Source organism: Acidobacteriota bacterium, assembly GCA_016196035.1.
Classification (GTDB): domain Bacteria; phylum Acidobacteriota; class Blastocatellia; order RBC074; family RBC074; genus JACPYM01.
In genome coordinates this window covers 25527-39913 of record JACPYM010000022.1, presented here as the reverse complement: position 1 = coordinate 39913, position 14387 = coordinate 25527, and the positions used below count along the sequence as shown (strand labels likewise).

6 protein-coding genes and 1 pseudogene are annotated in these 14387 nt (G+C 60.0%); 4 read left to right on the top strand and 3 right to left on the bottom strand.

The window, feature by feature from the left end:
- Positions 1–125 precede the first annotated feature (125 nt).
- Both HY011_07220 and HY011_07215 read right to left on the bottom strand, forming a co-directional pair.
- Positions 126–575, bottom strand: a pseudogene (locus HY011_07220) (formylglycine-generating enzyme family protein).
- Between the two features lie 138 nt (positions 576–713).
- Positions 714–1127 carry a Smr/MutS family protein gene (locus tag HY011_07215; protein MBI3422714.1) on the bottom strand — a complete coding sequence of 138 codons (414 nt, stop codon included), beginning with the start codon at positions 1125–1127 and terminating at the stop codon, positions 714–716.
- A gap of 4 nt (positions 1128–1131) precedes the next feature.
- Between HY011_07215 and HY011_07210 the strand changes: the two genes are divergently transcribed.
- A complete protein-coding gene (locus HY011_07210; protein ID MBI3422713.1) occupies positions 1132–1764 on the top strand; it encodes an NUDIX hydrolase in 633 nt (210 codons plus the stop codon).
- Positions 1765–1842: 78 nt separating this feature from the next.
- Here the strand turns inward: HY011_07210 and HY011_07205 are convergent, their stop codons facing one another.
- On the bottom strand, positions 1843–2511 hold the full coding sequence (locus HY011_07205) for a TlpA family protein disulfide reductase (protein ID MBI3422712.1): 669 nt from the start codon (positions 2509–2511) through the stop codon (positions 1843–1845).
- Between the two features lie 877 nt (positions 2512–3388).
- Here HY011_07205 and HY011_07200 point away from each other — a divergent pair.
- From HY011_07200 to HY011_07190, 3 genes are all read left to right on the top strand, one after another.
- Positions 3389–7852 carry a hypothetical protein gene (locus HY011_07200; GenBank protein ID MBI3422711.1) on the top strand — a complete coding sequence of 1488 codons (4464 nt, stop codon included), beginning with the start codon at positions 3389–3391 and terminating at the stop codon, positions 7850–7852.
- A 160-nt stretch (positions 7853–8012) separates the two neighbouring features.
- Positions 8013–12665: a choice-of-anchor J domain-containing protein gene (locus HY011_07195; protein MBI3422710.1), complete on the top strand. Its 4653-nt coding sequence runs from the start codon at positions 8013–8015 to the stop codon at positions 12663–12665.
- A 417-nt stretch (positions 12666–13082) separates the two neighbouring features.
- Positions 13083–14342, top strand: a complete 1260-nt coding sequence (locus HY011_07190; protein MBI3422709.1) for an HlyD family efflux transporter periplasmic adaptor subunit — start codon at positions 13083–13085, stop codon at positions 14340–14342.
- The last annotated feature ends 45 nt before the right edge of the window (positions 14343–14387 follow it).

Below are 14387 nucleotides of genomic sequence, written 5' to 3'. Positions count from 1 at the left end.
TCTTCGCGCTCGCGTTCTTCCTTCTTTTCGCGAGTCGGCTCTGCGGGTTTGCCGCCAGCTTTTTCATGGGCTTCGTTTTCCGCCTCAAACTCTTCTTCTTCGAAATCCTGACCGGTGAAATCGCCGCTGCTGCCAGCGCGGCAGGCGTATTCCCACTGCGCCTCGCTGGGCAGCGCGTAACTGTGTTTATCATCGAGCGGCGCCAGACGTTCGAGAAAGAGTTGCACGTCGTTCCAGGAAACGTTTTCGACGGGCAGCGTGGCGCCTTTGAACTGGCTGGGGTTCGTGCCCATCACGGCTTCCCATTGGGCTTGCGTGACTTCGTATTTGCCGAGTTCGAAACCTTTGCTGAGGGTCACGCGGTGTTGCGGGCGTTCGCGCAGTTCCAGGTCGTCAGTGGTTTTTTCGGTTTCGGGCGAACCCATCAAAAAACTACCGGGCGCGATGGTGACGTAACTGGCGTCGGCCAGCAGGGAATCCAGCGCGGCGTTGTTCGGCGCTGGGGCGGCTTCTTTGCAAGCCAGCAGCGGGGCGAGACAGAGGCCCAAGAGGCAGGCGTAAGTCGCCATTTGCATAAGCTGACGGAAACGATTCACGAATCTCGATCCTTTGGTTTGGGTTAGTCATTGGCGCGCCGTGCCCCAGTCTATGTCGGAGCGAAACGCAACGGCCTGTCGGTAAAGCGCCCGAATCTTAACTGCGCGCGCAGACTCTCACAAGTGGCGCACGCCACTGCCGTCGGTGGATTCGTCCGGTGCAGGCAGCAATTCGGCGCTGGTCGCTCCCCAGCCGCCCGCCGTGGGCGGCGCATCGTCATAGCAACGCACAAACGGCGTGCGCTGTAAGAGCGCGCGCACCAGTTCACGCTGCACGCCGCGGCCTTTGCCGTGGATGATGCGCACGCTGATGAAACCGCGCGCGTGGGCTTGGAACAAATACTCTGTCACGACGGCTTTGACTTGTTTGGGTGGAATGGTATGCAGGTCGAAGACAGCGGTGATTTCGAGTTCGACAGGTTCCGCATACGGATCAGCCGGTTCGTTAGCCGCGTCAACTTCGCTGGCGTCAGGGGCGGCGGTGCGCCCGCCGCGCCAGTCAAGCAGCCGTTTTAGCCATTGCAAATTCATACGCATGCTTTTCCCGCTAGTGATCTTATCGGCTAGACTGCGCCAGCGGCAACGCCAGCAACACCGAATCATTTGCACAGAAAGCGAGCCATCAAAATTGGAAGAGAATCCCTGGCAGACACAAACACGCCAGCTCGTTTACGACAACCCCTGGATTGCCGTGCGGCACGACGAAGTCACGCGGCCCGATGGGCAGCCGGGAATTTACGGGGTGGTGCATTTCAAAAACAAAGCGATTGGTGTGCTGCCGTTAGATGCGGACGGTTATACGTGGCTGGTGGGGCAATACCGATACACGCTCAATGAGTACTCATGGGAAATTCCCGAAGGCGGTTGTCCGATGGAGGAAGAACCGTTAGCGGCGGCGCGGCGTGAATTGCTGGAGGAAACCGGCTTGACGGCGGCGCATTGGGAACTGCTCGGACAGGCGCATTTATCGAACTCCGTCAGTGATGAAGCGGCGCTGTATTATCTGGCGACCGGTTTGACCCAAGGGGAAGCGCAGCCGGAGGGGACAGAAAAATTGCAGGTGCGCCGCGTGCCGTTTACCGAAGCGTTGCGGATGGTCAGGGCAGGGGGAATCACCGATGCCCTGAGTGTGATTGCCATTTTGGCTTACGCGCTGCGGCAGAGCTGAAAACAGCAAGAGCGCGCGGGAAACTGGCTTCCCGCGCGCTCTTGCTGGCGGCTGCTTCAAAATAGTTGCTGGCGACATTTAGCCGGCTTTCATCGCTTCTTCCAGTGCCGCCGTCATTTGAGGCACGCTGATTTGCGCGGCAAACCCGACGAAATGATTGCGCACCCGGCCATCGCGTCCAATGATGAGCGTTTGCGGAATGCCGGGGCGTCCGCCCAAGCGCATAATGCTCATGGCCAGTTCCTGATCGGCCCAGCCAATCGGATAATTGATTTTGAATTGTTTGGAAAACTCGCGAACCTTCTCGACATCGGCAGTCGGGTCTTCGTTGGTGAGGCCAATCACTTCGACGCCTTCGCCTTTATACTTATTCGCCAATTCAATGAGGTGTGGAATTTCCTGCCGGCAGGGGCCGCACCAGGTCGCCCACAAATCCACCACCAGCACTTTGCCTTTGTAATCGGAGAATTTTTTGGCGCCGCCGTCGAGTAGGTTGATCGAGGCCTCACTGACGGTAGCGGGCAACGTGACCGGATTCGCCGGGCTGGCTGGCATCGAACGATTCCCGCCCGCCGCGTTCGACATTGTCCCATTGCTCGCCACGGGCGCCTCGCCGACCACACTATCTTTGGATTTGTAAAAAGCTGATGCGACAGCCGTCGCCAGCAGAATGGCCGATCCCATCAGCCCAATCTTGGTCAGGCTCCACGTGGATGAGTTGTTCGATGAATTGGCGGAATTGCTCATGAATTGCTTCCTTCGGTAAAGCGGCTTAGCGACTGTCGCCAGGCCCTGACTTGAATCGTAGTGTTTGAACGAAGCTTAGCATAGCTTCGGCATACCGACTGGGGCAAGCTGATTGTCTGACGCGCAGGGTTTTTCTGCGCGTCACTGCGCGACGCGGCATCTCGCCGGGCAAAGGCCGTTTGGTGAAGTTGCGCGCACAGTAGGGCGGGCAATTAATGCGCTGGCGAAATATTTTGAAACTTTTCCTCAAATCATGTACGCCTACTTATTGACCAGCCAAAGTCTATAGACTAGACTCCACCCCGCTAGTAAGCACTCCTCATTAACCGGCAAAGTGAATTCAGGATTGACTAGGCGCTGAAACGCTGTACTGCCAGCGCTACTAGCACTCAAACCCGTTGCGATCTCGACGGGAATGCAAACATCAATTTCGATCAGCTTGCTGAATGGGCGAACTGGTCTTCACGCCATCGGTGGTGATGACCTCTCGGCAAGCGGTTCGTAGCCCCCACAATCCGCTGTGTAATTTAGATGTCTGCAAGCGCGCGCTTCTGGTGGTCAATTCAATTGGCTAGACTACGCGAGCCTCCACAAACCATTAGGTACTATTGTAGGTAGTTATCGCCTAATACGAGTTCAACGGTACAACTGTTAAGCAATCAGATAATCATCAATTCACTATTTCACTGAAGCTACCATTCTGCACAAGCTGTGAAGGCGGGTTACTGCTCAGATCAACCTGACAGGGCCGCAGTTTGGGACTACTGGCCGATTCGCTCTTTGATTCGACAATCAACATTGGCACATAGTCGAGCGAAGTATCGGCTTTGTAGCTAGCTGAAGATCGTAACCCTATCCTGATTCAGGAGGAATACACATGCGAACCTCGCACAAACTTACACACACACGGTCGAAGCAATTCTGGCTTCGATTGCTGGCTTTGACGCTGCTGGTCGGCGCGCTCGGCCTCGCCGCCGTCCGCAGCGGTGGTTGGACCGCGCAGGCGGATGGCTTTGAAGCCGCCCGCACCCGGCTCCAGGAAGCCAAAGCGCAGTACCTGGCCCGCCCTTCCAAGGAAAACAACGCCAAATTTGATCAGGCGCTGGCTGCTTACAAGTCGGCCCTTAAGGCCCATCCAGGGGATCCGGCGGTGCCCGCTCAGGGTGGCGGCCTTAGTAGCCCCTATGTAAGCAACGCGGTTGTCCCAGTGACAACCCAAGCCGTGAGCGCCATCACACAGAACGCGCCTGTTGTGCGGGAAAAACCCCTCAAGCAAAACAAAAATGAGCAGAACGAACTGCCCATTCGCACCCTGGCCAGCGCGCCGGGCAGCCCTGATGCGGCTCTGCAAAGCACGATTTCTCCTGGTCAGAATGCAGTGACCAATCCCATTCAGAACTTCGACGGCCCCGACATGGACATCGGTTCGGTATTGTTCGGTGGCCGCTTTGCGCCGCCCGACACCAATGCCGATGTCGGCCCCAATCACGTCGTAGTCACGACGAATGGCGGCGTCACCATATACAACAAAACTGGTGTGGTGCTGGTGCCGCAATTTAGGATGAGCCAATTGACGCCGGGTATTGCTGCTTCCTTGGGTGATGATGGCGACCCGGTAGTGCTCTACGATCCGCTGGCTGACCGCTGGATTCTCACGCAGTTTGGCTTGACGGTGACCAACAACAGCACGCACGAGATTATCGCCATCTCGCAGACTGGCGACCCGACGGGCGCGTATTTCGCCTATGACTTCCTGCTGGCGCCGGGCCGGGCGGGCGACTATCCGCATTTAGGCGTTTGGCCGGATGCCTACTACATGTCCACGAACGACTTTAATACGGCCTTCACCGCTTTCCTGGGTGCGGGCTTGTATGCGTTCGAACGCAACAAAATGCTGGCCGGCGCGCCGGCGCTGCTGATCGGGTTCAGCACCGGCACGGCGGATGGTGGCATGCTGCCGACCGATATTGATGGTGTGGTGCCGCCCCCGGTGGGCGCGCCGAACCTCTTTGTTGAATTCGACGCGACCGAATTTGGCGCGGCGACGGACCTGATCCGCGTTTTTGAGTTCCGCCCGAACTTCGCCAATCCTGGCGCTTCGACGGTGACAGTGCGTCCGGACATTCCGACGTTGGCGTTCGATGCCAACCAACCCGCCAGCCGGGCTGTGATCGAACAGCCCGCGCCGTCCGCCGCCGCCGACAATCTCGATGCGATTGCCGACCGGCTGATGCATCGGCTGGCCTATCGCACGCTGCCCGGCGGCACGCAATCTTACGTGCTCAACTTTACCGTCAACGTTGACGGGGCTGGCACCACAGCCGCCACCTATCAGGCGGGCGTGCGCTGGATGGAGTTGCGCCGTGATGGCGCCGGTGTGGTCACGATCAACCAGCAGGCGACCTACGCGCCTGGCGCGATTGATGGCGCGACAGGCCGCAACCTCTGGATGGCGAGCGTCGCGCAAGACGGCGAAGGCAACATCGGTCTGGCGGCCAGCGCCTCCAGCACGACCTTGATTCCAACCGCAATCTATACGGGCCGCTTGGCGGGTGATGCCGCCAGCACGCTGACGCAAGGCGAAGTGGACGCGATGGCGGCCGTCACGCGCGGCGTGCAAACCGGCACCGGCAATCGCTGGGGCGATTACAGCAGCTTGAGTGTTGACCCGGCGGATGAATGCACTTTCTGGGGCGCATTTGAATATGTGGATGCCCCGACGGCGAGTTTTGACTGGAACACGCGCGTCTTCAGTTTCAAAGTCAATCCGGCTTGCGTCACGGCGGCCAAAGGCTCGCTCGCGGGTCAGGCCACCAACGCCAATGGCGGCGGGGCGCTCTCGGGCGTGCTCGTGAGCGTCACGGGCGGCGGCGCGCGCACGACCAATGCGTCGGGCAACTACACCTTCACCGCCGCGGCTCCGGCCTCCACGCTGGGCTTGGCGCCGGGCACCTACACGGCAACCTGCAGCAAGGCCGGGTTCTCCACTGCCTCCGGTTCGGTGACGGTGGTGGCGAATGCGACAGCGACCTTCAACTGCGCGCTGGCGGGCGTGCCGATGATCGAAGCCCCGTTGGCGACTGTCGCGGGTGGCAACGGCAACGGCACAATCGAAACCGATGAGTGCAACACGCTCAACGTGCGTGTCACCAACAATGGCGGCGCAGCGGCGAACAACGTCACCGGCACGCTGACCACCAGCACGCCGGGGGTGACGATTATTGCTCCCGCGACGCAAAGCTACGGGACGATCAATGCCGGCGCGAATGGCACGGCTGGTTTCCAGGTCAGCACTGCGCCGACCTTCATTTGCGGCACGACGATCAATTTCACCTTGACGGTCAACTACACCGGCGGCTCAACCGTGCTCAACTTCACGGTCGCGACCACGCCTGCGCCGTTGACGCAATACACCTTTACCAGCAGCGCCGGTAACGCCATGGTGCCGGGCACGACGCTAGTGCCGGGCAGCCAGGACGACGACGCGGCGCTGGCGATAACGTTGCCATTTACCTATTCGGTTTATGGTACGAGTTTCACCACGGCCTTTGTCAGTACCAATGGCAATGTCCAGTTTGGTGCGGCTGGTAGCGCTGATTTCAGCAATACCTGTCCGTTGCCAGGCACGACGACTGATGCCTTGGGCCGGGCGCTCATGCCGTACTGGGACGACATGGATTTGCGCACGACCGCGCCGGGCGGTGCGAATAACGGCGTCTACACCTCGACCAGTGGCAGCGCGCCGAATCGCATCTTCAACATTGAATGGCGTGGGGTTCGTTTCGGCGCGACGACGCCCATCAACTACGAGGTCAGGCTCTTTGAAGGGCAACAGCGCTTCGATGTGATCTACGGAACTCTGGATGATGGCGGCGCGAGTGCTTCGGTGGGTGTGCAATCCGCCGATGCGCCGACGACCTTCTTCACCTCAGCTTCGTGCAACACTGCGGGGCTGACGAATGGGCAACGGCTGAGCTTTACCGCACCGGTTGCGCCTTGCGCGACGGGCGGCGGTGCTTGTCTGGCGCCGATTCCGCCGGTCGTGAAGATTGCCGATCCGGCGATTTGCACCGGCCCTGGCGGCGTGGTCGGCGTGACTGCCACTGTCACCAATCCGGCGGCAAACGCGATTAACGGCACGGTGACGGCGACGCTCTTGCCGGGGTTGGTGGCTTTGCCAGGCACCTGCGTGGCCACGGCGGGCGGGATCGCTGTCGGTACCTGCACGATTACCTTGCCATCAACGATTGCCTGGACAGGGGCGATACCTGCGGGGCAGGCGCTGACGCTCACCTACAACGCACAGGTTGATTCGGTGGCGGCGGGTACGCAATTGTGTGTGGATACCACGGCGAATTTCGGCCCGACCAGCATTGCCACGGTGCGCGCCTGTACCACGGTGAACTGTCAGCCGCTTGGGCCGGGCACGCCGCCGAGCAACAACAGTCCGGTCAGCGATCAGCGCGCCGGTTCGGTGCTGTTCTACAACCTCTATACCTCGACGGTCGGTTCGCCTTCGCAGAATACCAGCATCAATATTACCAACATCGAGCCGAATCGCACGGCCTATGTCCACCTGTTCTTTGTGGATGGTGCGACCTGCTCGGTGGCGGATGGGTATATCTGTCTGACGCCGAATCAAACGGCGAGCTTCCAGGCCTCGGATCTCGATCCGGGCACGACGGGATATTTGATTGCCGTGGCGGTTGACCGCAGTGGTTGCCCCATCAACTTCAACTATCTCATCGGGGATGAGTTCGTGAAGCTCACGACCGGGCACCAGGCCAATCTGGCGGCGGAAGCCATCCAGGCGGTGGCGGGCGGTCTCACGGCGTGTACGCCCGGCAGCCCGACAGCGACCTTGGCCTTCAATGGCACAAGCTATGGGGTGCTGCCGCGCGTGTTGGCGGTGGATAACGTGGGCAGTCGCAGCGATGCGAATGACACTGTCCTCATTGTCAATTCGGTGGGTGGCGATTTACGGGCCTTCGCGCAAACGCTCAGGCCGTTGTTCGGCATCATTTATGACGATGCCGAAATCGGCTTGAGCTTCACCTTTGCGCCGGGGACCTGCCAGTTCCGGAGCACGATCAATAACAGCTTCCCGAAGACCACGCCGCGCTTTGAGTCGTGGCTGCCATCGGGCCGCTCCGCCTGGTTCAGGTTCTATGTGAACACCACCACGGCCGCGCAGGAACCGATTCTGGGTGCGGTGATCAACCGCAACCCGAACGCCACTTCGAATTCCGGCGCATTCAACCAGGGGCATAACCTGCACAAGTTGAACTCGTCGGCGGGCGGCACGCTCACCATCCCTGTCTTCCCGGTTACCTGCCAGTAGTCGGAACAGAGTTGCAGGCGCGCTTGAGTTTGGGAAAACCTCAAGCGCGCCTGCTAACCAGGATGCAAAGTTTTCCAGCGCTTCCCGGCTTCATAACCAATTGTTTCGGCTGAAGTGCAATCTTGAAAACAGGATTTCATCCGTTCAGGAGGAATTAAAAATGCGAACCTTACACAAACTCACACACCGGCTCACACACCGACCGCTGGCGCGTCACTTCTTGACGTTGGTCTTCTTTCTTGGGTTGAGTGTCTTGGGCTGGCACCTGCCGACCATCGGCGCGGCCACGCTCGCTTACTCCAAGCAAGCTTATCAGGCGGCGCGCGCCAGCCTGGGCCAGGCACTCACCGTGACCGCGAAAACCAACGCCCAGCCGCTGCCCAGTCTGGCGGCCCCCGGTCTGGCGGCAATGGCGCAGGGCGGCATCTCGGCTGAACAACTCAAACTTGTCCGCGAATTGCTTGAACAACTGGAAAACAATACCGGCGAGTTTTCGTTGGAAGAAAAATATCTGCTCGGCAAAGTCAAAGCCAGTCAGGCACTGACGCAGCTTGAAGTGGATACGCTTTTGTCCCGCGTCCTTTATGAAGAGTACGTGGCCAGGCGTCCATATTCGAAAGGTATGACGCGGCTCTTGGCCCAGTATCGGGCGGCAGTGGCGGCGGCCAACCGGACGATTCTGGATGAGGCCGGGGGCGGCGAAAAAGGCGGCGCGGCGCGTGGCGTGGCGGGCGCGGGCGTCAAAGCCGTGACGGCTCCCACTGTCCCCAATGCGCCGTTGACGGCCTCCTTTAACGAAGGCTTCGACGACATCACCACGCTATCACCCGCCGGATGGTTTTTGCAGAACAACAGCAACCCGCTCGGCACAACCAACTGGTTCCAGGGCAACCCGGCGGTTTTCCCCTCTCAGGGCGGCGCGACGAACTCCTATATCGGCGCCAACTTCAACAACACGTCGGGAGCGGGAACGATCAGCAACTGGCTGCTTACGCCGCAGATAAATTTCCAAAACGGCGACGTGGTCAAGTTCTGGACGCGCACGACGACCGGGACGTTCCCCGACCGGATCGAGGTTCGCTTGAGCAAAAACGGAGCGAGCACCAATGTCGGCACGACCGAAACGTCGGTGGGCGACTTCACGACCCTCTTGCTGTCGGTCAATCCGAGCCTCGACACCACCAGCTACCCGACGGTGTTCACGGAATTCACGGTGACGATCAGCGGATTGCCTGCCGGCCAGACGCCGGGGCGCGTCGGCTTCCGTTACTTTGTGACCAACGGCGGCCCGTCGGGTGCCAACTCGGACTTCATCGGCATTGACACCTTCTCTTATACGCTGGCGCCGCCGCCGGCCGTGCTGGTGAAAGGGACGGGCACGATCACAGTCGAAAGCTGCGTACCGGCCAATACCGTGTTGGATCCGGGTGAGACCGTGACCGTCAGCTTGTGCATCTCGAATTCGGGCACGGGCGCTTCGGGCAGCGTGGTGGGCACGCTGGTGCCCAACGGACAATTTCTCAATCCGAGTGGCGCGCAAACCTATGGTGTTGTGCCGACCGGCGGCGCGCCGGTGTGCCGCAATTTCACCTTTACCGTGCCCTCCAACGCCGTGTGCGGCGGCAACGTGACGGTGCCACTGGCGTTGACCGATGGCGGCAATAGCGCGGGCACCTTTAATTATGTCTTCCCCATCGGCACGACCAATGCGCCGATGACGACGACGACCTTCTCCCAAAATACGCCGATCGTGATTTCAACCGCCGCGCCGCCCAATCCGGGGTCGGTCTATCCGTCGGCCCTGACTGTCGCTGGTGTCACTGACACGGTGACGGGGATCAAAGTAAACCTGAATGGCACGAACCATACATTCACCAGCGATCTGGACATTATGCTGGTGGGCCCGACCGGCGCGTCAGTCATTCTGATGTCGGATGCGGGCAGTTCGGCGGATTTGGTTAATACGAATCTCTCCTTTGTGGACGGCGCGCCTTACTTGACGAATACGAGCACACCCAACCCGATCCCCTCTGGGAACTATTCGCCGACGAATTACGGCACGGGCGATACCTTTTCGGCTCCCGCACCTGCAGTGCCGGTAGGCGGGCCGCTCAATGCGACCTTTGGCGGCTTGAATCCGAATGGGACGTGGAATTTGTTCGTGATGGATGACGCCAGCGGCGACGGCGGCAGCATCACAAGCTGGAGCATCGAATTTACGACGACTTCAGTGGTGCCGACCGTGGCCACCACGCCGTTTACGAACGCGGCGAACATTGCCTTCCCGGCGGACCCGCCAGGTTCGGGCAATGCGACACCCTATCCCTCAACGATCAATGTCAGCGGCTTGAGCGGTTCGATCCGCAATATCGTGGTGAGCCTGAACGGCGTCAATCACACCTTCCCCTCGGATATGGACTTCCTGCTGGTTGGGCCGACCGGGGTTGGGTACACGCTGCTGTCAGACGTCGGTGGCAGTACGGATGCCGTCAATGCCACCTTCACGATCCAGGATGGCGCAGTGTTACTGCCCACTACGCTGGCCGCCTCGCAAACCTTCGGGCCAAGCAATAGCGGCACGGGCGACATCTTCCCCGCGCCTGCCCCCGCGACGTTCCAGAATGCGCCTTCCGCCGGGACGGCTTCGATCCTGGGCACGTTCGGCGGGTTGAGTCCGAACGGAACGTGGAGCTTATACGCCGTGGACGATTTGGGTGGCGACACCGGCAATCTTTCCGGCGGCTGGACAATTTCCTTCACGACGGTCAACTTCCCGACCACCTGCGCAGCATGTGCGCTTTGCACCTTGACGCCACCGACCAACATCACGACCAACGTGGCGGCGGGTACCTGCGCGGCAACGGTGAATTACGCCGCGCCGGGCACTAGCGGCACTTGCGGCACGGTGACTTGTACGCCGGCCTCCGGCTCGTCCTTTGCGAAGGGCGTGACGACCGTGACTTGCACGAGCAGCACGGGCGGCGGCACGACGAGTTTCACGGTGACGGTCAACGACAATATCGCGCCGGTCATCACTTGCCCGGCCAATATCACCACGAACGTCGCGGCAGGCACGTGCGCAGCGACGGTCAACTATTCGGCGCCGACCGTCACGGATAACTGTCCTGGCGTGGGTGCTCCGACTTGCGTTCCGGCTTCAGGTTCGACCTTCCAGAAAGGCACGACGACGGTGAACTGCACCGTGCAGGATGCGTCAGCGAATTCGGCGAGTTGTTCGTTTACCGTCACGGTGGTGGACAACATCCCGCCCGTGCTGACTTGTCCGGCGGACATCAACGTGGGCACAGCGGGAACGACGAGCGTCGTGACCTTCACCAACCCGACCGGCACTGACAATTGCCCGCCCACGACGCTGGCTTCGACCTGCAATCCGCCCAGCGGTTTTGCCTTCCCCTTAGGCACGACGACCGTGACTTGCACGGTGACGGACGCGGCGAACAACACGACGACATGCGCCTTCCGTGTGAACGTCAACAAGCTGACGGTTGGCTCGCTGAGCGATCCGCTGGCCTGCACCGGGCCGGGCAGCAAGCTGAGCGGCTCGTTCACCGTGACCAACAATTCCAATGTCCAGCAATCGGTGAGCGCGACGGTGACCTTAGGGCCAACCGGGCCGCCGCAGGGGTTGTTGGCATTGACGTGTACGGCCAGCAGTGGCACTTGCACGATTGCCGCCAACCAGGCCTCGCTCAGTTACACTGCCACGTTGGCGGCGGGCGCTTCGGCAACCGTCTCTTACATCCTGCAAGTGAATGACGGCGTAGCGCCGGGCACGGTCTTGACCTCTAGCGTCTCGGCCAGCTTTAACGGCGGGCCGGCGGTGACGGCGGGGGCTTCGACTATCGAAAATTGTCCCCTGGCCGGAGCAGGTGCGCCGTTCATCACGGCTGCTGAACGAACCGTGATGAGCGATCAACGTGCAGGTTCCGTCTTGCTCTATCCGATTTACACTTCGGAAGCGGCGGGCGGCAGCACGCAAAACGCGCGCATCAGCCTGACCAACATCAGCGACAAGCTGAACACCTTTGTCCACTTGTTCTTTGTGGACGGCTCGACCTGTTCGGTGTCTGACGCCTTTGTCTGCTTGACGGCGAACCAGACCTCGACCTTCCTGACTTCGGATCTTGATCCGGGGACGCGCGGTTACATCGTGGCCGTGGCGGTTGATGCCCTGGGCTGCCCGCGGCATTTCAACTACCTGATCGGGGATGAGTTCGTGAAGTTCTCGACGGGCCATTCAGCGAACCTGGGCGCCGAAGCGATTGCGGCGATTGCGGGCAGCACCTTCTGGGTGTCCTGCGATGGCAGCCAACCGACGGCGACGCTACCCTTCAACGGCACGGCATACGGCAACGTGCCTTACACGCTGGCGGCGGATAACCTGCCAAGCACTGCGGACGGCAACAATACGTTGCTCGTCATCAATCGCATCGGCGGCGATCTGCAAACCGGCCCGGGGCGCTTGGTACCGATCTTCGGCACCTTGTACGACGACGCTGAAATCTCGTACAGCTTCAACCTGCCGACCAATAACCTCTGCCAGTTCGTGAGCAGTTTGAGCGACTCGACGCCGCGCACCACGCCGCGTCTGTCCTCGATCATCCCGGCTGGTCGCAGTGGTTGGTTCAAACTCTCCGGCACCTCAGAGATCGGTATTTTCGGCGCGACCATCAATCGCAACCCGAACTCCGGTGCTTCGAGCGGAGCGTTCAACGGCGGGCACAACCTGCACAAAATCACCTTCACCAGCACGATGACTTACACCATCCCGGTGTTCCCGCCGACCTGCTAACCCAGGACAGCGGAAAAAGGTGAAGTAATCTGGAAACAGGCCAGGGCATACGCTCTGGCCTGTTTTGTTTTTCAGGCGGCGCTTGCGTAATGGCTCGCCACAGACAAACCAGCACAGGCACACCACCAACAGGCAATTTCTCGCCGCCCAAATGCCATCCAAAAACTGGTTCGACTGCTGATTTCGCTTTCGGGAAGTTGCTATCCCAAAAGCGAACAACGGTTATTGAGCGGCCTCGCCGCTGCGCTGCGGCTGGCTATCAAATGCAGCAACTTAGCGCGCTTTCACGCTTGGCACGGGAATTGGATTAGCTGAACGCTGTAATTCTGTCTGAGGCACTACCGCTTCAAACGCAGGCTTCGAGAGCCAGTAGTTGCTATTCGTTATTTTTGGCTGTTCGTTATTTTTGGAGGTTGTATGGATGTCCCCCGCGCAAAATCGGTCGCGCGCAATCGCAAAATCAAACAAGCGGTTTATATCGTGCTGGCCTTGGCGGCTATCGTCGGTGTGACGCTGGGCGTCTCGCGGCTCAAACCCGCTGCGCCCACCGTCGAACGCGCGACAGTGATTATTGACACGGTCAAACAGGCAGAGTTTTTGCGCAACGTGCGCGGGCTGGGCACGCTGGTGCCCGAAGACATCGTCTGGATTACCTCGACGACCAAGGGCCGCATTGACAAACGGCTGATCCAGCCCGGCAGCGAGGTGCGGCCGGATACGATCTTGTTTGAAATGAGCGATCCCGAATTGCAGCAGCAATTGCTGGATGCCGAACAGTTGCTGCATTCCGCCGAAGCCGAATACAAGAACCGCGAGGTTGACCTCAACGCGCAATTGCTCAATCAACGCGCGCAGGCGGCGACGGTGCAATCCGATTGGTCGCAAGCCAGGCTTACGGCTGAAGCCAATGAACAATTGTCCAAAGACGGCTTGGTCTCAGAGATCATTCTCAAACAGTCCAGGACCCGCGCCGAAGAATTGGCGACCCGCTACGACATTGAACAAAAGCGCATCGCGATGAATACCGAAGCGCTCAAGACGCAACTGGCCGTGCAGCAAGCGACCTTGGAACAGCGCCGCGCGTTGGTGGATTTACGCCGCCGTCAGGTGGCTGATTTGCGCGTGCGCGCCGGCATGCACGGCATCCTGCAACTCTGGGCGGTCGAAGTCGGCCAGCAGGTCACGCCGGGCACCAATCTGGCCCGCGTGTCCGACCCTTCGCGCTTGAAAGCGCAAGTGCGCGTCGCTGAAACGCAGGCCAAGGACATCGTCCCCGGTTTGCGCGCCGAAATTGACACGCGCAACGGCATCATTACGGGCCGCGTCACGCGGCTTGATCCGCAAGCTCAAAACGGCACGGTCACGGTGGATGTCGCGCTCGAGGGCGCTTTGCCCAAAGGCGCGCGTCCCGATATGAGCGTGGATGGCACCATCGAACTCGAACGGCTGGCCAATCTCGTGCAAATCCAACGCCCCGCGTTCGGACAGCCCAACAGCACGGTGACGCTGTTCAAGCTTGAAGCCGATGGTATTCACGCGTCGGCCACCAAGGTGACATTAGGGCGCGATTCGGTGACTTCGATTGAGGTGCGCGATGGTTTGCGCGTGGGTGACAAGGTCATCGTTTCCGATACCTCGCAATGGAGCGACAAGGGCGACCGCATCAAATTGAATTGAAATTCGGGTAGTCAGTAGTCGGTAGTCAGTAGCCGGCCGCCAAAG

Excerpts from the sequence above, each read along its gene's own strand:
- HY011_07195 (MBI3422710.1), top strand. The coding sequence starts at position 8,013 with ATGCGAACCTTACACAAACTCACACACCGGCTCACACACCGACCGCTG.
- HY011_07215 (MBI3422714.1), bottom strand. The coding sequence starts at position 1,127 with ATGAATTTGCAATGGCTAAAACGGCTGCTTGACTGGCGCGGCGGGCGC.
- HY011_07210 (MBI3422713.1), top strand. The coding sequence starts at position 1,132 with ATGCTTTTCCCGCTAGTGATCTTATCGGCTAGACTGCGCCAGCGGCAA.
- HY011_07190 (MBI3422709.1), top strand. The coding sequence starts at position 13,083 with ATGGATGTCCCCCGCGCAAAATCGGTCGCGCGCAATCGCAAAATCAAA.
- HY011_07200 (MBI3422711.1), top strand. The coding sequence starts at position 3,389 with ATGCGAACCTCGCACAAACTTACACACACACGGTCGAAGCAATTCTGG.
- HY011_07205 (MBI3422712.1), bottom strand. The coding sequence starts at position 2,511 with ATGAGCAATTCCGCCAATTCATCGAACAACTCATCCACGTGGAGCCTG.